Annotated in this window: 24 protein-coding genes and 1 tRNA gene; 19 read left to right on the forward strand and 6 right to left on the reverse strand. The window is 66.7% G+C overall.

Annotation, left to right across the window (positions count from 1 at the left end; translation table 11 throughout):
* Positions 1-67 precede the first annotated feature (67 nt).
* The 8 genes from purB to ACWPMZ_RS09130 all read left to right on the forward strand — a co-directional run bounded on the left by purB (position 68) and on the right by ACWPMZ_RS09130 (position 7,903).
* Positions 68-1,378 carry an adenylosuccinate lyase gene (purB, locus tag ACWPMZ_RS09095; protein ID WP_455703688.1) on the forward strand — a complete coding sequence of 437 codons (1,311 nt, stop codon included), beginning with the start codon at positions 68-70 and terminating at the stop codon, positions 1,376-1,378.
* Positions 1,379-1,454: 76 nt separating this feature from the next.
* The gene (locus ACWPMZ_RS09100) at positions 1,455-1,847 is read left to right on the forward strand and encodes a DUF1049 domain-containing protein (protein WP_455703689.1); all 393 of its coding nucleotides are present in this window, start codon (positions 1,455-1,457) and stop codon (positions 1,845-1,847) included.
* Positions 1,844-2,518 (forward strand): orotidine-5'-phosphate decarboxylase, encoded by a 675-nt coding sequence (gene pyrF / locus ACWPMZ_RS09105; protein WP_455703690.1) that lies wholly within the window; start codon positions 1,844-1,846, stop codon positions 2,516-2,518. Before ACWPMZ_RS09100 ends, pyrF begins: the two co-directional genes overlap by 4 nt.
* Before the next feature lie 4 nt (positions 2,519-2,522).
* A complete protein-coding gene (locus ACWPMZ_RS09110) occupies positions 2,523-3,158 on the forward strand; it encodes a phosphoribosylanthranilate isomerase (protein ID WP_455703691.1) in 636 nt (211 codons plus the stop codon).
* Positions 3,159-3,224: 66 nt separating this feature from the next.
* On the forward strand, positions 3,225-4,487 hold the full coding sequence (gene trpB, locus ACWPMZ_RS09115) for a tryptophan synthase subunit beta (protein WP_455703692.1): 1,263 nt from the start codon (positions 3,225-3,227) through the stop codon (positions 4,485-4,487).
* Positions 4,488-4,785: 298 nt separating this feature from the next.
* Positions 4,786-5,577 (forward strand): tryptophan synthase subunit alpha, encoded by a 792-nt coding sequence (gene trpA / locus ACWPMZ_RS09120; protein ID WP_455703693.1) that lies wholly within the window; start codon positions 4,786-4,788, stop codon positions 5,575-5,577.
* The gene (accD, locus tag ACWPMZ_RS09125; protein WP_455703694.1) at positions 5,574-6,422 is read left to right on the forward strand and encodes an acetyl-CoA carboxylase, carboxyltransferase subunit beta; all 849 of its coding nucleotides are present in this window, start codon (positions 5,574-5,576) and stop codon (positions 6,420-6,422) included. The genes trpA and accD overlap by 4 nt, the downstream gene beginning before the upstream one ends.
* 185 nt (positions 6,423-6,607) lie before the next feature.
* A complete protein-coding gene (locus ACWPMZ_RS09130; RefSeq protein WP_455703695.1) occupies positions 6,608-7,903 on the forward strand; it encodes a bifunctional folylpolyglutamate synthase/dihydrofolate synthase in 1,296 nt (431 codons plus the stop codon).
* A 13-nt stretch (positions 7,904-7,916) separates the two neighbouring features.
* On the opposite strand, the gene ACWPMZ_RS09135 is transcribed toward ACWPMZ_RS09130, so the two are convergent.
* A complete protein-coding gene (locus ACWPMZ_RS09135) occupies positions 7,917-9,266 on the reverse strand; it encodes an AmpG family muropeptide MFS transporter (RefSeq protein WP_455703696.1) in 1,350 nt (449 codons plus the stop codon).
* A 92-nt stretch (positions 9,267-9,358) separates the two neighbouring features.
* Between ACWPMZ_RS09135 and ACWPMZ_RS09140 the strand changes: the two genes are divergently transcribed.
* Together ACWPMZ_RS09140 and rsmD are read left to right on the forward strand one after the other, a co-directional pair.
* Positions 9,359-10,120, forward strand: coding sequence for a pseudouridine synthase (locus ACWPMZ_RS09140; protein ID WP_455703697.1), 762 nt, complete (start codon positions 9,359-9,361; stop codon positions 10,118-10,120).
* Complete coding sequence (gene rsmD / locus ACWPMZ_RS09145) at positions 10,117-10,665, forward strand: 16S rRNA (guanine(966)-N(2))-methyltransferase RsmD (protein WP_455703698.1); 549 nt, start codon at positions 10,117-10,119, stop codon at positions 10,663-10,665. Before ACWPMZ_RS09140 ends, rsmD begins: the two co-directional genes overlap by 4 nt.
* 82 nt (positions 10,666-10,747) lie before the next feature.
* Here rsmD and ACWPMZ_RS09150 read toward each other — a convergent pair whose 3' ends face one another.
* Entirely contained in the window at positions 10,748-11,383 is a 636-nt protein-coding gene (locus ACWPMZ_RS09150; protein ID WP_455703699.1) for a hypothetical protein, read from the reverse strand.
* Positions 11,384-11,504: 121 nt separating this feature from the next.
* Between ACWPMZ_RS09150 and ACWPMZ_RS09155 the strand changes: the two genes are divergently transcribed.
* The gene (locus ACWPMZ_RS09155) at positions 11,505-13,811 is read left to right on the forward strand and encodes an ATP-dependent helicase (RefSeq protein ID WP_455703700.1); all 2,307 of its coding nucleotides are present in this window, start codon (positions 11,505-11,507) and stop codon (positions 13,809-13,811) included.
* Here the strand turns inward: ACWPMZ_RS09155 and ACWPMZ_RS09160 are convergent.
* The 3 genes from ACWPMZ_RS09160 to ACWPMZ_RS09170 form a co-directional block, all read right to left on the reverse strand.
* On the reverse strand, positions 13,798-14,610 hold the full coding sequence (locus ACWPMZ_RS09160; protein ID WP_455703701.1) for a sterol desaturase family protein: 813 nt from the start codon (positions 14,608-14,610) through the stop codon (positions 13,798-13,800). The two genes, ACWPMZ_RS09155 and ACWPMZ_RS09160, sit on opposite strands and share 14 nt — an antisense overlap.
* A 39-nt stretch (positions 14,611-14,649) precedes the next feature.
* Positions 14,650-16,074: a DEAD/DEAH box helicase gene (locus tag ACWPMZ_RS09165; RefSeq protein WP_455703702.1), complete on the reverse strand. Its 1,425-nt coding sequence runs from the start codon at positions 16,072-16,074 to the stop codon at positions 14,650-14,652.
* 110 nt (positions 16,075-16,184) lie between these two features.
* The gene (locus tag ACWPMZ_RS09170) at positions 16,185-16,745 is read right to left on the reverse strand and encodes a hypothetical protein (protein ID WP_455703703.1); all 561 of its coding nucleotides are present in this window, start codon (positions 16,743-16,745) and stop codon (positions 16,185-16,187) included.
* A 122-nt stretch (positions 16,746-16,867) separates the two neighbouring features.
* On the opposite strand from ACWPMZ_RS09170, the gene ACWPMZ_RS09175 reads away from it, so the two are divergent.
* Positions 16,868-18,319: an FAD-binding oxidoreductase gene (locus ACWPMZ_RS09175; protein ID WP_455703704.1), complete on the forward strand. Its 1,452-nt coding sequence runs from the start codon at positions 16,868-16,870 to the stop codon at positions 18,317-18,319.
* 70 nt (positions 18,320-18,389) lie between these two features.
* Positions 18,390-19,193 carry a SapC family protein gene (locus ACWPMZ_RS09180; RefSeq protein WP_455703705.1) on the forward strand — a complete coding sequence of 268 codons (804 nt, stop codon included), beginning with the start codon at positions 18,390-18,392 and terminating at the stop codon, positions 19,191-19,193.
* A 179-nt stretch (positions 19,194-19,372) separates the two neighbouring features.
* On the opposite strand, the gene ACWPMZ_RS09185 is transcribed toward ACWPMZ_RS09180, so the two are convergent.
* Positions 19,373-20,317: an N-formylglutamate amidohydrolase gene (locus ACWPMZ_RS09185; RefSeq protein WP_455703706.1), complete on the reverse strand. Its 945-nt coding sequence runs from the start codon at positions 20,315-20,317 to the stop codon at positions 19,373-19,375.
* A gap of 109 nt (positions 20,318-20,426) precedes the next feature.
* Here ACWPMZ_RS09185 and cpdR point away from each other — a divergent pair, with 109 nt between their 5' ends.
* From cpdR to ACWPMZ_RS09215, 6 genes are all read left to right on the forward strand, one after another.
* Positions 20,427-20,801 (forward strand): cell cycle two-component system response regulator CpdR, encoded by a 375-nt coding sequence (gene cpdR / locus ACWPMZ_RS09190; protein WP_455703707.1) that lies wholly within the window; start codon positions 20,427-20,429, stop codon positions 20,799-20,801.
* A 51-nt stretch (positions 20,802-20,852) separates the two neighbouring features.
* Positions 20,853-20,927 (forward strand) — tRNA-Val (locus tag ACWPMZ_RS09195).
* Between the two features lie 89 nt (positions 20,928-21,016).
* Positions 21,017-22,087, forward strand: a complete 1,071-nt coding sequence (locus ACWPMZ_RS09200) for a type III polyketide synthase (RefSeq protein ID WP_455703708.1) — start codon at positions 21,017-21,019, stop codon at positions 22,085-22,087.
* Entirely contained in the window at positions 22,077-22,760 is a 684-nt protein-coding gene (locus tag ACWPMZ_RS09205; RefSeq protein ID WP_455703709.1) for a methyltransferase domain-containing protein, read from the forward strand. The genes ACWPMZ_RS09200 and ACWPMZ_RS09205 overlap by 11 nt, the downstream gene beginning before the upstream one ends.
* On the forward strand, positions 22,739-23,794 hold the full coding sequence (locus ACWPMZ_RS09210; RefSeq protein ID WP_455703710.1) for an NAD(P)/FAD-dependent oxidoreductase: 1,056 nt from the start codon (positions 22,739-22,741) through the stop codon (positions 23,792-23,794). The genes ACWPMZ_RS09205 and ACWPMZ_RS09210 overlap by 22 nt, the downstream gene beginning before the upstream one ends.
* 86 nt (positions 23,795-23,880) lie before the next feature.
* Positions 23,881-25,104, forward strand: a complete 1,224-nt coding sequence (locus tag ACWPMZ_RS09215) for an NADP-dependent isocitrate dehydrogenase (RefSeq protein ID WP_455703711.1) — start codon at positions 23,881-23,883, stop codon at positions 25,102-25,104.
* The last annotated feature ends 2 nt before the right edge of the window (positions 25,105-25,106 follow it).

The following is a 25,106-nucleotide window of genomic DNA, read 5'->3' on the forward strand; positions in this document are numbered from 1 at the left end:
CAATGCCCAGCTTGCCAAGCTTTCGCGCTCGGCATAGCGGCGGGGCACCGATTTTCCGGAGTTTTCGATGGTCCCCCGTTATTCCCGCCCAGCCATGACCGCGATCTGGGAGCCGGAGGCGCGTTATCGCATCTGGTTCGAGATCGAAGCGCACGCGACGGACAAGCTCGGCGAGCTGGGCGTGGTGCCGCCAAGCGCCGGCCAGGCCCTGTGGGACTGGTGGGAGACTGATCCGAAGATCGACGTCGCCGCGATCGATGCGATCGAGGCCGTCACCAAGCACGACGTCATCGCCTTCCTCGACTGGGTGGCGCAGCAGGTCGGGCCCGAGGCGCGCTTCATGCACCAGGGCATGACCAGTTCCGACGTGCTCGACACGACCCTGGCGGTCCAGCTGGCGCGCTCGGCCGACATCCTGATCGACGATCTCGACCAGCTCCTCGCGGCGATCCGGCGGCGGGCGGAAGAGCACAAGTTCACCCCCAGCATCGGCCGCAGCCACGGCATCCATGCCGAACCGGTCACCTTCGGTCTCAAGCTGGCGGAGGCCTATGCCGAGTTCAGCCGCAATCGCGCGCGCCTCGTCGCCGCCCGGGCCGAGATTGCCACCTGCGCGATCAGCGGCGCGGTCGGCACCTTCGCCAATGTCGATCCTGCGGTGGAGGAGCATGTCGCCGAGCGGCTGGGCCTCGCGGTCGAGCCGGTGAGCACGCAGGTCATCCCGCGTGACCGGCACGCGATGTTCTTCGCCACGCTGGCGGTCATCGCCAGTTCGATCGAGCGGCTGGCGGTCGAGATCCGTCACCTCCAGCGCACCGAGGTGCTCGAGGCGGAGGAGTATTTCAGCCCGGGCCAGAAGGGTTCGAGCGCGATGCCGCACAAGCGCAATCCGATCCTGACCGAGAACCTGACCGGCCAGGCGCGGATCATCCGCAGCTATGCCATCCCGGCGATGGAGAACGTGGCCCTGTGGCACGAACGGGACATCAGCCACTCCTCGGTCGAGCGGTTCATCGGCCCGGATGCCTGCATCACGCTGGACTTCGCGCTCGCCCGCCTGACCGGCGTGGTGGACAAGCTGCTGGTCTACCCGGAACGGATGCGCAAGAACCTCGACCGGATGGGCGGGCTCGTCCATTCGCAGCGGGTGCTGCTGGCGCTCACGCAGGCCGGGCTGACGCGCGACGATGCCTATCGCCTGGTCCAGCGCAACGCGATGAAGGTCTGGGAATCCGACGGGCAGCTGTCGCTGCTCGAACTGCTCAAGGCCGATCCGGAGGTGTCCGCCGCGCTGTCCGACGCACAGCTCGAGGAAAAGTTCGACCTCGATTACCACTTCAAGCACGTCGAGACCATTTTCGCCCGGGTCTTCGGCTAGGCGTTTCAGCCGGAGCCTTCCCTTGCCGCGCCAATCGACCTAGTGTCGGGGCACTTCGGGTCAGGAGACTTCTACGATGCAGATCGTCCGCACGATCGTCTGGGTGCTGCTGCTTGTGGCGCTGCTTATCTTCTCGGCGTTCAACTGGAACCCGGTGGAGGTGAAGATATGGGAAGGTCTCGTGCTCGAGACCAAGATTCCCGCGCTGGTGGTGGTCTCCTTCCTGCTCGGGCTGATCCCGATGTGGCTGCTGCACAAGGCCAACGCTTTCTACATGAGCCGGCGCATCTCCTCGCTGGAGACGGCAGCGCGCACTGCGGCAACCACTCCGGTGGCGCCCGCCGCACCGGTTACGGAGACCGTCGTGGTCGAAAAGCCGGTCGTGGTCGATGACACGGCAACCTCCACCGATCCCGTCGTGCCCGAGAACGAAAAGCCGCGCGACAACCTGAGCCCCGAGCCGCGGTGAGCAATCCGGTCTATCTTGCGCTCGACGTCGCCCAGCTCGATGCGGCGGCGGCGCTGGCCAACAAGGTCAAGGCCCATGTCGGCGGGTTCAAGCTGGGCCTCGAATTCTTCTGCGCGCACGGCCACCACGGGGTCCACGAGATCGCCCATGTCGGCCTGCCGATCTTCCTCGACCTGAAGCTGCACGACATCCCCAACACCGTCGCCGGCGCGATGCAGGCGATCCACGTGCTCGAGCCGGCGATCGTCACCCTTCATGCCAGCGGCGGTCGGGCGATGATGGAGGACGCGAAGGCTGCGGCGGGCGAACATTGCAAGGTCGTGGCGGTGACGATGCTGACCAGCCTCGACGAGCGGGACCTGGTGCGCACCGGGGTGGCCGGGTCGGCGCACGATCAGGTCATGCGTCTGGCCGAACTGGCCGAGGCGGCCGGGCTCGACGGGATCGTCTGTTCCGGGCACGAGGTCGGCGCGGTGCGCAAGCAATGGAAGAGCGGCTACTTCGTCGTGCCCGGGCTGCGCCTGCCCGATCACGGCAAGGGCGACCAGAAACGCGTCGTCACGCCCCGCCAGGCGCGCGACGACGGGGCCAGCGTGCTGGTCGTGGGCCGCCCGATCAGCCGCGCGGACGACCCCCTGGCCGCGGCCCGGGCGATCGAGGCGACGCTCTAGCGCCATGCCGGAAACGCTGATCAAGGTGTGCGGGCTCTCGACGCCCGAGACGGTAGACGCGGCGGTCGATGCCGGGGCGACCCATCTCGGCTTCGTCCATTACGAACCCAGCCCGCGCCATGTCTCGCTCGATGACGCCCAGAAGCTCCGCCGGCGGGTTCCCCCGCGGATCAAGGTCGTGCTGCTGCTGGTCAACATGCAGGCCGAGCCGACCGCGCTGGCGCTGCAGGCGGTGCAGCCCGACGTGGTGCAGTTCCACGGCAGCGAAACGCCCGAATGGCTCGCGCTGATCAGGAACAACACGCCGTTCGAGGTATGGAAGGCGTTCGGCGTGCGCAATGCCGATTCGCTGACCAACGCGCTGAAATACAAGGATGCCGTCGACCGCATCCTCTACGACGCACCGGCCAAGTCGGCGCCCGGGGGCCAGGGCCTGGCGATCGACTGGTCGCTGCTCGCCAATCACCGCCACCAGATCGCCTGGGGCCTGGCGGGCGGCCTTTCGCCCGCCAACGTGGCCGAGGCGATCGCCCTGACCGGCGCGCCGCTGGTGGACGCCTCGACGGGGCTGGAGACCGCCCCGGGGGTGAAGGACCCGGCCCTCATCCGCGCCTATTGCGAGGCCGCCCGCGCGGCATAGGTGAGGTCGATCCGCGCCTAGCGAAGGTGTCTCGACTTCGCTGCGTGCGAACGGCATGGGGGCGCGATGACCGAGCAGCAACCCACCTCCTTCCGCAACCAGCCCGACGCCAACAGTTTCCGGCAGATGCCGGACGAGCGCGGGCACTTCGGCCAGTTCGGCGGGCGCTACGTCGCCGAAACGCTGATGCCGCTGATCCTCGACCTGGAAAAGCACTACCGCGCGGCGCGGCAGGACCCGGCCTTCCAGGAAGAGTTCGACGACCTGCTCGAGCACTACGTCGGCCGCCCCAGCCCGCTCTATTTCGCGCCGCGCCTGACGGAAGAACTGGCCCGCAATGCCCCTCCCGAGAAGGGCGCGCAAATCTGGTTCAAGCGCGACGAGCTGAACCACACCGGCGCACACAAGATCAACAACTGCGTGGGGCAGATCCTGCTCGCCATGCGCATGGGCAAGACGAAGATCATCGCCGAGACCGGCGCCGGCCAGCACGGCGTCGCCACCGCCACGGTCTGCGCGCGCTTCGGCCTGCCCTGCACGATCTTCATGGGCGCCACCGACGTCGCCCGCCAGCAGCCCAACGTGTTTCGCATGAAGCTGCTCGGCGCCGAGGTGATCCCGGTCACCAGCGGCGCGGCCACGCTGAAGGACGCGATGAACGAGGCGCTGCGCCACTGGGTCGCCAATGTCGAGGACACGTTCTACATCATCGGCACCGCCGCCGGCCCCCACCCCTACCCCGAATTGGTGCGCGATTTTCAGAGCGTGATCGGCAAGGAAGCGCGCGAACAGATGCTCGCCCGCACCGGCCGCCTGCCCGACCTGCTCGTCGCGGCGATCGGCGGCGGCAGCAATGCCATCGGCCTGTTCCACCCCTTCCTCGACGATCCGGACGTGAAGATGCTCGGCGTCGAGGCTGCCGGCCATGGCCTCGACAAGCAGCACGCCGCCAGCCTTGCCGGGGGCTTCCCCGGCGTGCTCCACGGCAACAAGACCTACCTGCTGCAGGACGAGGACGGCCAGATCGCCGAGGCGCATTCGATCAGCGCCGGGCTCGACTACCCCGGCATCGGGCCGGAACACGCCTGGCTGAAGGAAACCGGCCGCGTCGAATACACCGCCATCACCGACACGGAGGCATTGGAAGCCTTCCAACTGCTCTGCCGCACCGAAGGGATCATCCCCGCGCTCGAGCCGAGCCACGCCATTGCCGCCATCGTCAAGGTCGCGCCGACAATGCCCAGCGACGCGATCATCTGCGCCAACCTGTGCGGCCGCGGCGACAAGGACATCTTCACCGTGGCGGAGCATCTTGGGGTACAGATGTGAGCGGCAGAAATTAGCATCAAATGAGAACGCAAGCTTCGAGAACTCTTGGATGTTTTATCGTCGCCTGGTTGGTGATGTGGGTTTATCGAGCCTCAAATTGGCAAGGTTCTCATGTCCACGAAGCATGCCGAGATCTCGTCGAGGGGCAATCAAAGTTGGCATTGCAAATCTGTCAGCAGAATAATCCCAATTCATGGTCTTTCGCTGATGTCTTTTACTTGACGTCTATCGCTATCGGAGTGCCAATTTTGTTTTACCTCGTTGCACTGACACTAGTGTGGATAAATCGAGGCGACCATTGACCCGCCTTTCCGTCGCCTTCGCCAAGGGCCGGCCCGCCCTGGTCTGCTTCATCACCGCGGGTGACGGCGACACCGCGGCCAACCTCGACGCGCTGGTCGCGGGCGGCGCGGACGTGATCGAGCTGGGCATGCCGTTCACCGATCCGATGGCCGACGGTCCGGCAATCCAGGCGGCGAACCTGCGCAGCCTCGGCAAGGGCACGACCACCGCCGAGGTCTTCACGATCGCCAACGAGTTCCGCGCGCGCCATCCCGACGTGCCCCTCGTTCTGATGGGCTATGCCAACCCGATGATCCGACGCGGGCCCGAATGGTTCGCCGGCGAATGCATGGGCTGCGGCGTCGACGGGGTGATCTGCGTCGACATCCCGCCCGAGGAGGATCCCGACCTCGGCCCCGCGTTGCGCGCGCAAGGCGTCAGCCTGATCCGGCTCGCCACGCCGACGACCGATGCCGCCCGGCTCCCCGCCGTGCTCGATGGCTCGTCGGGCTTCCTCTATTACGTTTCGGTCGCGGGCATCACCGGCTTGCAACAGGCCGCCCAGGCCAGCATCGCCGATGCCGTGGCGCGCCTCAAGGCGGCCACCGACTTGCCCATCGCGGTCGGATTCGGTGTGAGAAGTCCGGAACAAGCCGCTCAAATCGCTCGCGTTGCGGACGGCGTCGTCGTCGGTTCGGCATTGGTCGAACTGGTCGGCAAGCACGGCGCCGATGCGCCGGATCACCTCAGGGAATTGACCGCGGCTCTTGCGCAGGCGGTGCATTCGGCGGCAAGGGCCTCGGCATGAGCTGGCTCACCCGCGTCCGCAACGCCCTGCCTTTCGTGCCCAAGCGCGAAACGCCCGACAACCTCTGGGTCAAGTGCCCCTCGTGCAGCGAGATGCTGTTCACGCGCGAATTCGAGGACAACCTCTACGTCTGCCCGCGCTGCGAATATCATGGTCGCATCGGCGCGGATACGCGGCTCGAACAGATCCTCGATCCCGGCTACCAGTTGCTTCCGGCGCCCGAGGTCCGCGAGGATCCGCTCAAGTTCAAGGACACCAAGCGCTACACCGACCGCCTCAAGACGGCACGCGCCAACAACGTCCATGACGATGCCTTTACCGCCGCGTTCGGCACGATCGAGGGCATCAGGGCCGTGGTCGGCGTGCAGGATTTCCTGTTCATGGGCGGCTCGATGGGCATGGCCGTGGGCGAGGCGTTCTGCGCCGGCGCCCAGCGCGCGATCGACGAGGGCTGCGGCTATGTGGTGGTCACAGCCGCGGGCGGTGCGCGGATGCAGGAAGGCATTCTCAGCCTGATGCAGATGCCCAAGGCCACGGTGATGACCCGGCGGCTGAAGGAGGCCGGCCTGCCCTACATCGTCGTGCTGGCCGATCCGACCACCGGCGGCGTCACCGCCAGCTATGCGATGCTGGGCGATGTCCATATCGCGGAGCCCGGCGCCCTGATCGGCTTCGCGGGCCAGCGGGTGATCCAGGAAACGATCCGCGAGAAGCTGCCCGAGGGATTCCAGCGCGCCGAATACCTGCACGAACACGGCATGGTCGACATGGTCGTACCGCGCAGCGATCTGCGCGCGACGCTGGCCAGCCTGCTCGGCTACATGCGCGCGGCCGAAGCGGCGTAATCCTCCCGCCGATCGGGGAGAAATTCGCTTTCCTACACGTCCCGATCCGTGCTTCAGAACGGGCCCCGACGCGATTCATTCGCCGGGGGCCGTGGCGGTGCCAAATGGTCAAGTAGAACAAGGCGTTGGCAACGCGTTTCAGTGTATAATTAGTGTCACCTTTCGATCGTCGCCGGAGTAATGTTTTGAAGGATTTCGCCACTTCCGACGACCCCCGCGTCCAGGCCCAGCTCGACCGGCTGGCGAAGCTGTCGTTGCCGCAGGGCCGGCTCGGGCTGGAGACGATCCGCGCGCTGCTCGCCCGGCTGGGCGATCCGCAGAAGCGCCTGCCGCCGGTGTTCCACGTCGCCGGCACCAACGGCAAGGGTTCGACCTGCGCATACCTGCGCGCGATGCTCGAGGCGGAGGGACTGACCGTCCATTCGGCGATCAAGCCGCACCTCGTCCGCTACAACGAGCGTATCCGCATCGCCGGTGAGCTGATCTCGGACCAGCTGCTGGCCGATCTGCTGGCAGAGGTACTCGACGCTGGCGAGGATCTGGAACCGAGCTTCTTCGAGATCACGACCGCCGCAACCTTCCTTGCCTTCGCCCGCCACCCGGCCGACGCCTGCGTGATCGAGGTGGGCCTGGGCGGCCGCTTCGACGCGACCAACGTGATGGAGCGGCCCGCGGCCTGCGGCATCGCGACGCTGGGGATCGATCACGAGGCGTTCCTGCTGGTCCCGGAGGACGGCGTTCCGCAGGAGCCGATCGTGCGTATCGCGTTCGAAAAGGCGGGCATTGCGCGGCCCGGCTCACCGATGGTGACGCAAGGCTACGAGCAGAAGGTCGAACTCGAGATCGAGCGCCGAGCCGGGCTGGCAGGCGCGCCGCTGCACATGCGCGGGCACGACTGGTGGGCCGACATCGGCGAGGCCATCTCCTATCGCGACCGCCACGGCGAACTCGACCTGCCGCTCCCCGCCCTGCCCGGCCGCCACCAGGGCGACAATGCGGCTCTGGCGGTGGCCATGCTGCGCCACCAGGACGACGTCACGGTGTCGGGCGCCGCGATGGCGCAAGGCCTGCGCTCGGCCCGCTGGCCGGCCCGCCTGCAACTGCTCGGCCCCGGACCGCTGACCGCCCTGGCGCGGGGCCATGACGTCTGGCTCGACGGCGGGCACAACCCCGACGCCGGGCTGGCGATCGGGCGCCATTTCGCGGGCGGCCGGCTGCATCTGGTGATCGGCATGCTGGCCAACCGGTATCCGTCCGCGATCCTCGACCCGCTCGAAGGCAGCCTGGTCTCCGTCACCGCCGTGCCGATCGCCGGCAGCGAGAGCCACGGTGCGGCCGCCTACGGCGAACGGGCAATATGGGCCGACACGGTCGAACAGGCGCTCGCGGCGCTGCCGCAGGACGGCGCGCCCGTGCTGATCGCGGGGTCGCTCTACCTCGCCGGCAAGGTCCTGCAGGCCAACGGCGAAGTGCCCGACTAGGCTCGCCGCGGATTTAAAGGGGCGGGTCGGCCCGCGCGTCGCCCTCGCCCACTTCGCCCGCCGTGCCCATCGCGGCATCGACCAGCCCACTGCGCATCATCCACCAGAACACCAGGATCCCCGGCAGCGCCAGGACCGTCGTCAGCAGGTAGAAATTGACGTAGCCCATGCCCTCGATCAGCGAGCCGGCCGTGGTGCCCGTCACGAACCGGCCTACCACGCTCGATCCGGCGGAGATCAGCGCGTACTGCGCCGCCGTGAAGCGCAGGTCGCATAACGCGGAGAAGTAGGCAACCACCACGACCCCGCCATAGCCGCTGGCGAAGTTCTCGAACCCGATCGCGCCCGCCATGCCGAGGTTGGAGTGCCCAGCCGCCGCCAGCCCGGCGAAGCTGAGGTTGGAGATCGCCATCAGGATCAGCGCGATCATGACCGAGCGCTTGAGGCCCAGGCGGGCGTAGATCACCCCGCCAACGAACACGCCGATCAGCAGCGCCCAGAACCCCACGCCAACGTCGTAGAGCGCGATCTCGTCGTTGCTGTAGCCTAGGTCATCGAACAGCAGGCGGAAGGTCAGGTTGGCCAGCGTGTCGCCGACCTTGTGGACGAGGATGAACAGCAGCACCAGCCAGGCGCCGTGGCGCTGGAAGAACTCCACGAACGGCCCGGCGATGGAGGCCCATATCTCGCCCAGCCCCCGCTTCTGGGCGACGATCTGCCGCCGCTCAGGCTCGCCTAGGATCAGGGCGGTGAGCATGGCCGGCAGCGCGAATGCGGCGCAGGCCATGTACGCAGCCGACCAGCCGTAGCGCGCCGCGACGACCAGTGCGACGGCCGCCGCGCTGGCCGAACCGATGCGCCAGCCGTACTGGCTCATGCCCGAGCCGACGCCGAGCTGGTAGGGTTTGAGGGTTTCGATCCGGTAGGCGTCGATCACGATGTCGAACGTCGCGCCGGCAAGCCCCAGCAGTACCGCGGAGGTTGCCGTCCAGGCGATATCTGCGCCGGGATCGGCCAGCGCCAGGTTGATCGTCGCCGCCATGACCAGCACGCCGGCGAGCAGCATCCACGATACCCGTTGGCCGAGCCCACCGAGGAGTGGCAGGCGCACACCGTCGACGATCCATGCCCACAGCGGCTTCAGGTTATAGACCAGGAACGCCAAGCTGAAGGCGGTGATGGTCGACTTGTCGATCCCGTCCTGCGCCAGCCGGGTGGTCAGGGTCGCGGCGATCATCGCGAAGGGGAATCCGCTCGACACCCCGACGAAGAAGGCGGCCAGTGATTCCTTTTCGAGATAGGGCTTGATCGATCCCCAGAGGCTGCGTTCTTCTGCCGGAACCGTCTGCTCGATCTCCGCCATCGCGGCATTCCTCCTCAAAGCGTGCATGATTAGCGCGCCCGACCGTCATGGGAAGGGTGGATGAACCGGGCATCAACAGCTAGGGCGGCGCCATGGACTCTCCCGACAGGCCCAAGGGCGAACGCATCGCCAAGCTCCTCGCGCGGGCGGGCGTCGCCAGCCGGCGCGAGGTCGAGCGGATGATTGCCGACGGGCGGGTGGCGCTGAACGGCGAGAAACTGACGACCCCGGCCACGATCCTACCCGACCTGCGCGGCATTTCCGTCGACGGCAAGCCGGTCGGCAAGGCGGAGGACACCCGGCTATTCCGCTTCAACAAGCCCAGCGGGCTGCTGACCGCCGAGAGCGATCCCAGGGGCCGGGCGACGATTTACACCGCATTGCGCAACGCCCTGCCCAGCAGCACCCCGCGGCTGATGCCGGTCGGCCGGCTGGACCTCAACACCGAGGGGCTGTTGCTGCTGACCAACGACGGCGAGCTCAAGCGGGCGATGGAACTGCCCGCCAGCGGCATTCCGCGCACCTATCGCGCGCGGACCTTCGGCGACATCAGCCAGAGCCAGCTCGAGGACCTGATCGAAGGCGTGACGATCGAGGGGATCAACTACGGCCGGATCGACGCCAACCTCGAGCGCCGGACCGGCCGCAACCAGTGGATCGAGCTGACCCTGACCGAAGGCAAGAACCGCGAGGTGCGCCGCGTGCTCGAGCATCTCGGGCTTCAGGTCAGCCGCCTGATGCGCACGTCCTATGGCCCGTTCGAACTCGGACCCTTGCCGCGCGGCACGGTGGCCGAGGTGAAGAAGGGCGAACTCGACCGGTTCCGCGGCAACCTCAAGAAAGGCCGCGCGTGAGGATAATCGCCGGCGAATGGCGCCGCCGGCAGCTCAAGGCCCCGCCGGGCGACGCCACGCGCCCAACCGCCGACCGCACCCGCGAGACGCTGTTTTCCATGCTGGCCAGCCGCCTCGGCAGCTTCGAAGGGCTGGCGGTTGCGGACCTGTTCGCGGGATCCGGCGCGCTCGGCCTCGAGGCGCTGTCGCGCGGCGCTGCCACGTGCTTGTTCGTCGAACAGGACGCCGCCGCGATCCGGGCCCTGCGCGCCAACATCGCAGCCCTGCGCGCGCAGCAGCAATGCGATGTGATCGCCGGCTCGGTTCTTTCGCTCGGTCCGCCGACGCGCGCTTACGACCTCATCCTGCTCGATCCGCCCTATCGCAGCGGGGCGGGAAACGTGGCGATCGACAAACTCGCGCGGCTCGGCTGGATCGGCGCGGGGACCTGGGTCTGTCTGGAAACGGCGGCGGACGAGCCTGCTGCCGCCAAGTCGCTCGAGATTGAGAGCGAACGCAACGTGGGTTCCGCGAAGCTCAGTTTGCTACGGCTGCCGGCTGTCTGAGCTGCCCGGTACATCCTTCAGTCTTGCAAACGAAAGGGGCCGATCCTTGCGGACCGGCCCCATCGGTGACGAACCGCTGTGCTTACGATTCGCTGGCAGGCTTGCCCGGCCAGTAGCTCAGCGCGCGCGAGCGGCCCGGGGCGCCGCCTTCGCCTGAGTTCTGGCAGTTGTCCTGCATCTTCGCGGTGCAGACCGGATAGTCCTTGTTCATGGCCGTGGCGGGCGGCGGGGTCAGCGCGCCCTTGTACGGACCACCCTGGTAGGCCGGATCGGCCGGCATGGCGGGGCGCACGTCCTGCGAGGCTGACTGCGGGGCCGGAACGCCCGTGGTCGGCACGCCGGTTCCCGGGGGGTTGGCCTGACCCGCCGGAGTGGCCGGGGTCGCCCCGGCAAGCTGCGCTTCGATCGCCCGCCAGGCAACCGTGCGCTGTTCAGGGGTCATTTCGTAGACCTGAGTGCGCTGCTCGTCCGTCAGCGCCCAGTAACCGCGCTGCTGGGCCGGGGTGAGGGTCCAGAAGTAGGTCTGATATTCCGGGCTCCAGTCGAGATAGATGGTCTGCTGCTCGGCAGGCCAGCCATCGTACATGGTCTGCTGGTCCGTGCTCATCGTGTAGCTGCCGGGGGCTGCAGCCTGAGCCACGGGTGCGGTCTCCTGACCGATGGCGGGAACGGCAGCCAGCGCAATGGCGGCGGCGCCGGCAAAGAGGAAGTTACGCATGACAATCTCCAAACTCGATATCTCCTGTCGGGCCTGAGAACGGCGCTTCCCGCCTTCAGGTTCCGGGCCCGGCGGGGTGCCGGGGTTGCGCACGCAGCGCGTGTTCCCTAGCTGTTCACGGGTGACCGACGTTTCCAGCGATACCCTGCCGACCACGGCGAGCGAGGCACCGTCCTGGGTTGCCGGGCTCAATGAGCCCCAACGCGAAGCCGTGCTGACCACCGAAGGGCCGGTGCTGATGCTGGCCGGCGCTGGTACGGGGAAAACCGCCGCCCTCACGGCGCGCCTGGCCCACCTGATCCGCAGCCGACGCGCCTGGCCGAGCGAGATCCTGTGCGTCACCTTCACCAACAAGGCGGCGCGCGAAATGCGCCACCGTGTGGGCGACCTGATCGGCGACGCGGTGGAAGGGATGCCGTGGCTTGGCACATTCCATTCAATTTGCGCCAGGATGTTGCGCAGACACGCCGAACTGGTGGGTCTGCAAAGCAACTACACGATCATCGATACCGACGATCAGATCCGGCTCCTGAAGCAGCTTATTTCGGAGAGCGATCTCGACGAAAAGCGCTGGCCTGCGCGGCAGCTGGCGGGCCTGATCGACCGCTGGAAGAATCGCGGACTCAATCCCGAAGATCTCGATGCGGTCGAGAACGAGGCCTATGCCAACGGCAAGGGCCAACAGATGTACGGTCTCTACCAGCAGCGCCTCAAGAGCCTGAACGCCTGCGACTTCGGCGACTTGCTGCTGCACATGCTCAACATCCTGAAGCGCGAGCGTGACGTGCTGTCGATGTACCAGCAGCGCTTCAAGTACGTGCTTGTCGACGAGTACCAGGACACCAACGCCGTTCAGTATCTGTGGCTGCGGTTGCTGGCGCAGGAGCGCAAGAACATCTGCGTTGTGGGTGACGACGACCAGTCGATCTATTCCTGGCGCGGGGCGGAAGTGGCCAACATCCTGCGCTTCGAGAAGGATTTTCCCGGCGCCAAGGTCATCCGCCTGGAACAGAACTATCGCTCGACGCCGCCGATCCTTGCAGCCGCCTCGGGCCTGATCGCATCCAACTCCGAACGCCTTGGCAAGACGCTGTGGACCGAACGCAACGGTGGCGACAAGGTCCGCGTCATCGGTGTGTGGGACGGGCCTGAAGAGGCGCGCCGGGTGGGCGAGGAGATCGAGCGGATCGAGCGCGAAGGCGCGTCGCTGGAACAGGTCGCCATCCTGGTGCGCGCGCAGTACCAGACGCGCGAGTTCGAAGATCGGTTCATCCAGATCGGCCTCAACTATCGCATCGTCGGCGGCTTCCGGTTCTATGAACGGGCGGAGATCCGCGATGCCCTCGCCTATCTGCGCGTGATCGCCCAGCCGCAGGACGATCTGGCGTTCGAACGGATCTACAACCAGCCCAAGCGCGGCCTTGGCGCCAAGACGCTGGAGACCATGCACCGCCATGCCCGCGCCACCGGCATGCCGCTGGCCGCCGCCTCGCTGCAACTGGCCGACAGCGACGAGCTGGCCCCCCGGGCCCGCGGCACCATCGCCGCGCTCATGGGCCAGTTCCTGCGCTGGCGCGAGCTGGCGGAGACGACCGCGCCGGGCGAACTGCTGCGCACCGTGCTGGCCGAATCCGGTTACGACGCGATGCTCAAGGCCGATCGCACCGCAGAGAGTGCCGGCCGGGCGGATAACCTAGCCGAGCTGGCCCGCGCGATGGAGGAATACGACACGCTGGGCGATTTCCTCGAGCACGTCAGCCTGGTGATGGACAACGACGCCAACGACGACGAGGAGAAGGTCACCATCATGACCATCCACGCCGCCAAGGGCCTGGAGTTCGACAATGTCTTCCTGCCCGGCTGGGAGGAAGGCGTGTTTCCCAGCCAGCGCTCGCTCGACGAAGGGGGACTCGCCTCGCTCGAGGAGGAGCGCAGGCTGGCCTATGTCGCGATTACCCGCGCGCGGCGGCGCTGCACGATCCTCCATGCGGCAAACCGGCGCATCTACGGCCAGTGGACCAGCTCGATACCGAGCCGCTTCGTTGGCGAATTGCCGGCCGACCACGTCGACAGCGAAACGACGATGACCGGCGGCGCAAGCCTGTGGCGGGCCAACTGGACCGAGCAGGAGGACCCCTTCGCCAATGTCGCGCGGCAGCAGCCCGCCCGCACCCTGACCCGCGGCCCCGGCTGGCAGCGTGCGCTGGCGACCGGCTACGATGCGACCCCCAAGCGGCTGGCCGAGCCCGGGCGCAGTGCAGCCAGCTTCGCGGCCAAGCCCCGCGCCGACATCGCCATCGGCGCGCGCGTGTTTCACGAGAAGTTCGGCTACGGCGTGGTCATTGACCAGGAAGGCAACAAGCTCGAGATCGAGTTCGAGCAGGCCGGAACCAAGCGGGTGATCGACAGCTTCGTCAAGCCGGCCTGATCGTTCCCCTGCTCAGGCGCCCGGCGGCCGCTTCCAGCGGGCGCGCCAGTTCACCCAGCGTAGGGCGCGAGCCGCCGGCGATGCCGGTCTTGCAGCGCAGGTGCGCGCTCGCATCGTCGAAAGTGCCGAACAGGCGGTCCCAGATGGAGAAGAGGCCGCCGAAGTTCTGACCCATCAGCCGCTCGTCGTCGATGTGGTGCAGCCGATGCGCTGCGGGCGAGATGAGGACCTTGCCAAACACGCCCAATGTCCACGGCAGATCGGCATGTATGAAATAGCCCCACCAGGTGCGGATCACTGCCGAGGCAGCGACGGCCCAGGCCGGGAAACCGAGCAGGATCAGCGGGATGACATCGACGAGATTGCCGAACAGGTGGCTCAGCGGATGTTTGCGGAACAGCGTGAGCCACGTCATCGCCTCGTCCGAATGGTGCGTGGCGTGGATCGGCCAGAGCAGCGGATGATGCTCGGCGCGGTGGCGCCAGTAGACGACAAACTCGTCGATCAGCAGCGCGAGCAGCAGCAGTAGGAGTTCGGGCGTGCGCTGCCAGAAGTCGGCCAACTGCGGGAACAGCCGGAACTGGTCATGAAAGCCGTCGGTTGCCAGCGCGATCAGCCCCACAAGCAGGATCGAATTGATTGCGACCAGCGCGAGGTTGGTCGTGCTTTCGCGCCACGCGGCCCGCAGCGCTGTCAGCGCCCCCGCCCGCTTGGTGAGAAACGACACCAAGGCGAAAACGACCAACGCCGGAACCAGCGCGGTCGCGACTGCCAGAGTGGAGGAAAGCAGGCCGGCCATCCCGCCAGCCTAGGCGGGGATGGCTAACGCCGGGTTAAATCAGAGCGCGGTGTTCGACAGGAAGCCGGGGACCGGACCGTTCCATTCGCCGGGCGCGGACTGATCGTCGTCAGCCGGATCGCTGCGGCGCGGCTCAGGCGGGCGGGCAGGCCGCGGGCCGGCCTTGGGTTCGGACGAACGTTCGCGCTTCTCGCGGCGCGGTTCGCGCTTGTCTTCGCGCGGTGCGCGCACTTCCTCGCGGGATTCGCGCTCTTCCTCGCGAGGGGCGCGTTTCGCTTCGCGCGGCTCGTCGGTGCGGGACTCGCGCTTAGGCCTCTCACGGCGCTCCTGCTTTGGCTCGCGCGCCTCGCCGCCCATCTCGTATATCGGGATCGAAAGCCCGGTCAGCTTCTCCACGTTAGAGATCGCCTCGGCATCTTCGGGCGTGACCAGAGTGAACGCGCGGCCCTTGGCCCCGGCGCGGCCCGTGCGGCCGATCCGGTGGATGTAGTCGTCGGGATGCCAGGGAGTGTCGTAGTTGAAGACGTGGCTTACGCCCTTCACGTCGAGCCCGCGCGCAGCGACGTCGCTGGCGACGAGGATGTTCACGTCTCCGCCTTTGAACCGGTCGAGTTCCTTGATCCGGCTCGCCTGATCCATGTCCCCGTGGATTTCGGTCGAGCGGAAGCCGAAGCGTTGCAGGGTCTTGTTGACCTCGCGCACGGTCGTCTTCCGGTTGGCGAAGATGATCGCGGTCGAGACATCGTCGTTCTGCAGCAGGTGCCGCAGGGTATCGCCCTTCCCGCGGCTGCTGGTGGCGACCTTGTGCTGGGCGATGTTGATGTTGGCCGTCGCGGGCCGCGCGACCTCGATCGACTTGGGATTGGTGAGGAACTTGTCGGCCAGCTTCTTGATCGGCGGCGGCATCGTCGCGCTGAAAAGCAGCGTCTGGCGGTTGGCCGGGAGCTTCTCGCAGATGAATTCGATGTCGGGGATGAACCCCATGTCGAGCATCCGATCGGCTTCGTCGATCACCAGAAGGTCGCACCCGGTGAGCAGGATCTTGCCCCGACCGAACAGGTCCATCAGGCGGCCCGGCGTGGCGATCAACACGTCGACGCCTTCGTCCAGAGCCTTGACCTGGTCGCCCATCTGCACGCCGCCGATGAGCAGCGCCATCGAGAGGTTGTGGTTGACGCCGTACTTCTCGAAATTCTCGGCTACCTGGACCGCGAGCTCGCGCGTCGGCTCGAGGATCAGCGAGCGCGGCATGCGCGCCCGGCGGCGGCCGTGGGCGAGGATGTCGATCATCGGCAGGACGAAGCTGGCGGTTTTGCCGGTGCCCGTCTGCGCGATGGCGATAAGGTCCTTCATCATCTGGACCTGGGGAATGGCCTGCGCCTGGATGGGCGTCGGCTCGGTGTAGCCGGCAGCTTCAACAGCTTGCAGCAGCTCGTCAGACAGGCCGAGATCGGCGAATTTCATCGTCATAATGTCCAGTACATGGGATTGTCCGGCGTTCCGCCCTGCGCCGAAGGGCGCGGCCTATGCGCTCAGGGGGCGAAAAGTCAAGGAAAGGTGGCCGATGAGGCGCTTCAATCGCGCACCGCCACCAGGCGGTTGAACTGCGCGACCTCGCAACTCGCGCCGGCCCGCGACTTGAGCATGTCGCGCCCGGCGCACATCATGCCGTCTTCGCTGCGCTCGACATAGAAGCCGGAGTAGAACGCCTGAGCGTCGCACGCCCGGTCGAGCGAGGCGCTCAGGATGCGGCGGTCGCGCATGAACAGGAGCAGCCGGTTGGGCTGCACCGGCGCGACCCCGGCAATCGAGGACAATGGCATGCACCTGTCGTCCTTCACCTCGTGAAACTGGGTCGCGATGTCGCGCCGCGGCAGGCGGGCGAGCATCTCCTCGCGCACCGCGGGCGAACTCGGCGCGATGCGGATGATGACCCGCTGCTCGATGCGCACCTGGCCCTGCACCAGGGGGACCGTGAAGCTTTCCATCGTGACGAAGGCGCCCGGCATCCGCTGCATGCTCATGGCGGGGGCCTGCTCGGGCTCACGCGCATTGCGCGCGGTCTCGCCATCGGTTGCTGACGGCGCGATGCCAAGCAGAGCTAGCGAGAGAATGAGGGCGGTCAGGCTGTCCATCGGGCTTTCGGTTTGCGAGCAGCCACGCCGCCGCTGTGAGCTCCATAAGCCATGCGCTTGAATGCCCGCTTAATCCGCAGTTTGCATTTTGCAAACCATGGCACCGCTGGCAAAGCACCGGCATGAGCCGACACGCTGACTTCCTGTCCCGAGCGAGCGAATTGCTCGGCCCACGCGGGCTGACGACAGACGCCGAACTCGTGACCCCCTGGCTGACCGACTGGCGCGGTCGATACACCGGAAAGGCGATTGCGCTCGCCTCACCGGATTCCACTGCCCAGGTTGCGGACCTCGTCAGGCTTTGTGCCGAACACCGCGTGCCCATCGTTCCCCAAGGCGGCAACAGCGGCATGTGCGGGGGCGCCACGCCCGACGAAAGCGGCGATGCCGTGGTGCTTTCGCTGCGGCGCATGAATGCCGTCCGCAAGATCGATCCCGCGGCGCGCGAAGCGATCTGCGAGGCCGGGGTGATCCTGCAGACTTTGCACGACTGCGCCGAGGACAAGGGGCTGAGGTTTCCCCTGACATTAGGCGGCAAGGGCTCTGCCACCGTGGGCGGCCTTGTTTCGACCAACGCCGGGGGCACGCAGGTGCTGCGGCATGGTTCGATGCGGGCACAGGTTCTGGGTCTCGAAGCCGTACTGGCCGACGGTTCGGTGTTCGACGCGCTGGTCCCGTTGAAGAAGGACAATCGAGGCTTCGACCTGAAGCAATTGCTGATCGGATCGGAAGGAACCCTGGGAATCGTCACCGCCGCCACGCTGCGGCTGATGCCCGCGTTGACCGACCGGCGGGTGATCTGGGCCGGCGTGACCTCACTTCACGCGGCGCGCACACTCCTGCTTCACTGCCAGGCAGCGGCTGGCGATGCGCTCGAAGGGTTCGAAGTCCTGGCCCAGCAGACCCTGGACGATGTGGTGAAGCATCTTTCCGGGGCTCGCCCCCCCCTCGCAGGCCATCACACGTGGCACGCCCTCATCGAAATCGTCGCCGAAAGCGCCGAAGGAGCCGAAGCGCTCGGCCCCATGGCGGAACGGATGCTCGAAACGGCGTTCGAGCGCGGGCTGCTCCAGGATGCCGTGATCGCGGCGAACGAAACCCAGGCCAACGCCTTCTGGCTGCTGCGCGATTCGATCGCCCCGGCCGAGCGGGAAAAGGGCCCTGCCGTGCAGCACGACATATCGGTGCCGGTCGACCGCATGCCCGACTTTGTCGAGTTTGCGGGGCCAACGATCGAAGCGGCCTGGCCGGGCACCGAGGCGCTCGCGTTTGGGCACCTGGGCGATGGCAACGTCCATTTCCACGTCATCGCGCCGCGCGGCGCCGAACCGCTCGAATGGATGACCGGGGACGGCAAGGCCATCAGCGCCCAGATCCACGAAATGGTGACGGAATGGCACGGGTCGATCAGCGCCGAACACGGCATCGGCCAGTTGAAGCGCGACGAGCTCGGCAGGCTCGGCGACCCGGTCCACCTGGCGATGATGCGATCGGTCAAGCAGGCGCTCGATCCCCTCGGGATCCTCAACCCCGGAAAACTCGTGCCGCTTGCGCCGGAAGCCTCAAGCCACTAAAGCGCGCGCTTCACGCGTGCCGGGCACCAACGTCTGGACCACCGCAACCATTTGAAATTCGGAGAGTAAGATGGCCAGCGCGCCGCAAGCCCAATTGCCGATGTTCTACAAGGACCTCACCCCGCTCAACAGCCGGGATCACTCCAACTTCCGCGCCCGTTCGACCGACCGTGCCGGCTGGGTGGCCAAGCAGCACGCCGTTCCGCTGACGTCGGACGAGTTCGTGCAGGCCATGCGGGACTTCCCGATCGTCTTCTCGTCGGGCGACAGCCCCGTCCCGCTGGCGCTGCTGGCGCTGAACGAAGGCGTGAACACCTTTTTCGAAGAAGACGGCGCCGCGAAGGGCCCGTTCTACGTGCCGGCCTACGTCCGCCGCTATCCCTATCTCCTCGCACGGATGAACGCCGACTCGCAGGACATGACCCTGTGCTTCGATCCTTCGAGCGGGCTGATTGGCGAAGGCGACGAGGGCGAGGCCCTGTTCGATGGCGACCAGCCGACCGAGCATACCAAGGGCGTGCTGCAGTTCTGCCAGTCGTTCGAGGAAGCCGGCCAGCGCACGCAGGCCTTCATCGAAGAGCTCAAGAAGCATGACCTGCTGATGGAAGGCGAAGTCGCCATTCAGCGCAATGAAGAGCCCGACACCCCCTACGTCTACCGCGGCTTCCTGATGGTTAATCAGGAGAAGCTGCAGGACATGAAGGGCGACGTCCTGCGCACCTGGAACAAGAACGGGATGCTCCCGCTGATCTACGCGCACCTGTTCTCGCTCGACAACATGCGGAACGTCTTCGCGCGCCAGGTCGAGCAGGGCTGGAAGCCCAGCGCGCCGGTCGGCAACGCCAATACCGAGGCCGTCGAAGCGTCGGCCTGAGCCGAAATCGCGACAAATTGCGACGGGCTCGCCTCTTGAAGAGGCGGGCCCGTTTGCTTAAATCGATCTTGTCCGGGCGGCGCTTCCCTCATGGCCCGCTTGGATAGGTGCACTTCGGTGCGCCTCCTCCCTGAACCTTGGCCACCTCGTGTTTTTTGCACGAGGTGGTTTTTTATGGGCTACTCGGCCGCCAGGGCGATCGGGCGGGCGAGCGCGGCCATCTCGTCCGCCAGCCTCCGCACCAGCCCCGAAATGAGATCACCGACGCTCTGCAGCGAAGCAGCCGGCTCGCGCAGGCCGGCGTCGAGATAGGCCGAACGGCACACCTCGAGCTGGAACCCGTGGATGCCGCGCGACGGGGCGCAATGGCGGTCGAGCACATACCCGCCCGCATAGGGCCGGTTGTGCGCAGTGCGCCGCCCTTCGGTTCCGAAATGGTCGAAGGTTGCCGCGCACAGGGCACCGGCGCACGAACTGCCGAACCTGTCGCCCAGCACGAATTCCGCCGCCGCCGTCCCGCGCCGCGCCGAGAGCGGAGGCATCGAATGCAGATCGATCAGCAGCGCGCAGCCCCAGCGCTTGCGCACATCGGCCAGTTCGAGCGCCAAGGCGGCATGATACGGTGCGTGTACCCCGGCGATGCGCGATTCGAGATCGTCCTGGCTCATCCTGCCGCGCCAGATTTCTCCCATGCCCGGAAGGCGCCGCGGCACCAGGCCCAGCCCGCCCCGCGCCCGCCGGCCGGTCCGCAGGATCGCCGCCTCCGGGCGACCTTCTGCCAGCATATCCCAGTCCATGTCGTCCGGCGCGCGATTGAGGTCGATCATTGCGCGAGGAGCTTCCGCAACGATCAACCCCGCGCCCGTTGCGGCAGCGACCTGCTCTCCCAGGAGATCGACATAGCGGTCTTCCAGCCGCAACCCGGCAGCATGCGGCTCGCGCATCCGGTCGAGCAGCCATTGCGGATAATTGCGGCCCGCATGGGGAACGGCGATAACCACGGGTATGGCGGAAGGCACGGCGCGGCGAATGGTGAAGGCCGCATCGCCGGCGGTGCCGGGTATCGTTCCCCCCGCGTCTGCCGTGGGCTGATCCATCGTCGATTCGCGCATTTTCAGGGTCACTCAGTGCCGTTTGCGCGGGGGTGTGTCAAAGCTGGTCACAAGCCACGAAGGGGGAGGAATTTTCAACCAATGCGGCGTATGGGGACCCCAAGCAACGAGGAATAGCGCCATGATCCGTATCCTGCTGGCCGAAGACGACCAGGCGATGCGCACTTACCTGTCGCGGGCGCTCGAGAACGCCGGTTACGAAGTCTACGCTGTGGACCGCGGAACAATGGCCCTGCCCCTGCTTGAAGGCGGCGATTTCGATCTTCTGCTGTCCGACATCGTCATGCCCGAGATGGACGGGATCGAACTGGCCCAGCGGTGCGCCGAGGTCAGCCCCCAGACGAAGGTCATGTTCATCACCGGATTCGCCGCGGTTTCGCTGCGGCCCAACCGGGAAGCGCCGCAGGCCAAGGTGCTGTCCAAGCCCTTCCATCTCAAGGACCTCGTCCTCGAGGTTGAGCGCATGTTCGAGGATGCACAGAGCGTTTCGCTCTAAGCCCCTTGCACCCGCCGAAACCGCCCGCTAATGGGCGCGCCTGCCGGCGATGGGCGTATAGCTCAGCGGTAGAGCACTGTGTTGACATCGCAGGGGTCCCAAGTTCGAACCTTGGTACGCCCACCATCGCCGGCTTACGAAGAAGCGTCGCGAAATGCGGCGCTTTTTTGTTGCCCGCGCCTATCATTTGATCGCCGGCGCCCTATTTCCCGGACATGCCGAGCTTACCCCCGGTCGCCCGCATCGTGGCGCTGGCAATCGCCTCCCCCGAAACGGACGTCGACGAGGACTATCGTCGCTGGGCGGTCGAGCATCTGGCCGACCCGCGCGAGAAGAAGCTGTTCGAGCGCATGGCCGAACGCTCGGGCATAGAACATCGCTGGTCGATATTGGGCGAAGAAGCGCGGCTGGCCCCCGGGCGCTTCTACGCACGCAGCGAGGCTCCGGGAACGGCCGAACGCATGGCGATCTATGCCCGCGAGGCCCCCAAGCTGGCGCTCGAGGCCGCGCGCCGCCTGCCTTCACTGGAGGGGGTGACTCATCTCGTCGTGGCAAGCTGCACAGGCTTCATGGCGCCCGGCCTCGACCAGGTGATCGCGCGCGAACTCGGCCTCGCGGGCAATGTCGAGCGGGTCTTGATCGGGTTCATGGGTTGTTATGCCGGGGCAACCGCCCTGCGCACCGCCGGCCACCTCGCCAAGGCCAATTCTGGCGCGCGCGTGCTGGTTGTCGCAGCGGAGCTTTGCAGCCTGCACCTGCAGGGCGACGCCGGGCTCGAACAGATGCTGGCCATGGCCCAGTTTTCCGATGGCGCGGCCGCGGCGCTGATCACTACCGAAGGGCCGGGCCTCGCGATCGGCGAGGGTCTGTCCGCCACGCTCGAGGAAAGCGGCGACCTGATCACCTGGCAGATCGGCGACAACGGCTTCGTTATGAACCTATCGGGCGAAGTTCCCGCCCGGCTGGCCCATGCACTGGCCGACCCCGAACTGGCCGAACGCATCACCGGCGGCGAGCCGGCATCGGCCATCTCCGCATGGGCGGTGCACCCGGGCGGCCGCTCGATCCTCGACGCCGTCGAGCGTGCTTTCCACCTTCCAGCGGACGCCCTCGTTGATTCGCGCGAAGTGCTGCGGGCCTTCGGCAACATGTCCTCGGCGACGATCCTGTTCGTGCTCGAACGGATCCTGGCCCGGCGGCCGCCGAGCGGGGTTGCCCTCGCCTTCGGGCCGGGCCTGGCGATGGAAGGCTTCCGCTTCGGCTGGATCGAAGACGATGCTGGCTAGCCGCCTCGAGGCCGACGAGCTGATGGACGATCCCGCGCTGGCGGAGTCGACCTATCACGCGGTCCTGTCCGATCTGGCGAAGGTCAATCGCCTGACGCTCGCCTACCGCCCCACGCTCGGCTTTCTCCGGAGGGCCGTGGGCGACAGGAAAAAGTTCAGCCTGCTCGACGTAGGTTTCGGCGACGGCGACATGCTGCGGCGGATTGCCCGCTGGGCCGCCCGGCGCGGCATCGAGGCGGACCTGACCGGGATCGACCTCAACGATCGCAGCTTGGCCGCTGCACAGGCGCATGAAAGCGACCTGCCCATTCGCTATCTGGCGGGCGACTATCACGATCTGAAGTCGGAGCGGTTCGACTTCATCGTTTCTAGCCTGGTGGCCCATCACATGAGCCACGAGCAACTCGTGTCCTTCCTCCGCTTCATGGATCGCGAGGCCGCGACGGGCTGGTTCGTCAACGACCTGCATCGGCACGGGTTCGCCCATGCCGGGTACCCTGTGCTGGCGCGGCTGATGGGCTGGCATCGCGTCGTTCGCCTCGATGGGACGATGTCGATTGCCCGCAGCTATCGCCCAGGCGAATGGCCACCCCTTCTAGTCGAAGCCGGCGTCTCCGGCGCCAGCGTTCGCCGCTTCTTTCCGTTTCGCCTGTGCGTCGAAAAGATCCACTGATCGTCGGCGCCGGGCCGGCCGGTTGCGCCGCCGCCATTACGCTCGCCCGCGGCGGCGCGAGCCCCTTGCTCATCGACCGCGACGAGTCTCCGGGCGACGCCTTGTGCGGGGGGTTCCTGAGCTGGAAGACGGCGGAAAGGCTGGCCGGTCTCGGGCTCGACGTGGAAAGGCTTGGCGCCCACAGCGTCGGCCGGCTCGCGCTCTTCGGGACGGGCAGCCCGGTGGAGGTCGCCCTGCCGCACGCGGCTTGGGGCTTGTCACGCCGTGCCCTCGATACCGCCTTGCGCGGGTTGGCCCGGGCAGCAGGCGCAAGCTTTGCAGTGCGCAATGTGCGGAACACGGATGAACTGACGGACGAGAGCACGTTCCTCGCCACCGGCAAGCACGACCTGCGCGGAGCGTCCCGCCCGCGCGAAAGCACCGATCCCGCGCTCGGGGTGCGGCTCCGGCTCCAGCCCTCCCCTACCTTGGCTCGCCGCCTTGCCGGCAAGATCGAACTTCACCTGTTCGACGGGGGCTATGCCGGCATCGTGCTGCAGGAAGGCGGCAGCGCCAACCTGTGCATGGCTGTCCGGAAGTCGCTGCTGGCTGAGACCGGTGGGAGCCCGGAAGCCCTGCTGGAAGACCTCGCGAAGCGGCACGGCCACTTCGCGCTCCGGCTCGAATCCGGCTGGCACGACGCGAAGATCGATACCATCGGATCGGTCCCCTACGGCTGGATCGCGACTTCGACCGAGCCGGGACTTTTCCGCATCGGAGACCAGGCAGCGGTCATCCCGTCGCTGGCCGGGGAAGGCATCGACATCGCTCTCTCCAGCGGCATCTCGGCGGCGGAGGCATGGCTGTCAGGCAGCGCGCAAGGCGCCCCGCAGTGGCAGGCAGGCTTTGCGCAGCGGGCCCAGTCACCGGTTCGCTGGGCCGAAGCAGCGTGGAAAGCGGGCGAGAATCCTGCCCTGGCGACGCCGGCTCTCGCGCTGGCCAGGATGGTTCCGTCGGCGTTGCTCAAACTGGTCGAGGCGACCCGTCTCGCCTGAGCCGAGGCGGCACCTTGCGCTCCCCCCGTCCGCTTCGTAAGGACGCGCAAATCCTTCCGCCTCACTCCCGAACAGACAGGACTCTCATGCAGAAGATCAAGGTTGCGAACCCCATCGTGGAGATCGACGGCGACGAGATGACGCGGATCATCTGGCAGTGGATACGCGAACGCCTGATCCTGCCCTACCTCGACGTCGATCTGAAGTATTACGACCTCGGGGTCGAGAAACGCGACGAGACCCGCGACCAGATCACCATCGATTCCGCCAACGCGATCAAGCAGTACGGCGTTGGCGTGAAGTGCGCGACGATCACCCCCGACGAGGCGCGGGTGGAGGAATTCGACCTCCACGACATGTACAAGAGCCCCAACGGGACGATCCGCAACATCCTGGGCGGCACGATCTTCCGCGAGCCGATCGTGATTCAGAACGTGCCCCGCCTGATCCCCGGTTGGACCGACCCGATCGTCGTGGGCCGCCATGCCTTCGGCGACCAGTACCGCGCGACCGACACCCTGATCCCCGGCGCGGGCAAGCTGCGCCTTGTGTTCGAAGGGGCCGACGGCAAGAACATCGATCTCGACGTGTTCGAGTTCAAGGAACCCGGCGTCGCGATGGCGATGTACAACCTCGACGAGTCGATCCGCGATTTCGCCCGGGCGAGCTTCAACTACGGTCTCGACCGCAAGTGGCCGGTCTACCTGTCGACCAAGAACACGATCCTCAAGAAGTATGACGGGCGCTTCAAGGACCTGTTCCAGGAAGTGTTCGAAACCGAAGGATTCAAGGAAAAGTTCGCCGAGGCGGGTATCGAATATCAGCACCGCCTGATCGACGACATGGTCGCCAGCGCCCTCAAGTGGAACGGCAAGTTCGTCTGGGCCTGCAAGAACTACGATGGCGACGTGCAGTCCGACCAGGTCGCGCAGGGCTTCGGCTCGCTCGGCCTGATGACGTCGGTGCTGATGACGCCTGACGGGAAGACGGTGGAAGCCGAAGCCGCGCACGGCACTGTCACCCGGCATTACCGCCAGCATCAGCAGGGCAAGGCGACCAGCACCAATCCGATCGCCAGCATCTTCGCCTGGACCCGCGGCCTCATTTATCGCGGCCGCTTCGACAACACGCCCGACGTGGTGCGGTTCGCCGAGACCCTGGAGAAGGTCTGCATCGATTGCGTCGAGAGCGGCAAGATGACCAAGGATCTCGCGCTGCTGATCGGGCCGGACCAGGCCTGGATGACCACCGAGCAGTTCTTCGAGACGATCGTCGAAGGGCTTGAGAAGGAAATGTCATCCTGGGCCTGACG

The sequence above is a fragment of the Tsuneonella sp. HG222 genome (assembly GCF_053819185.1).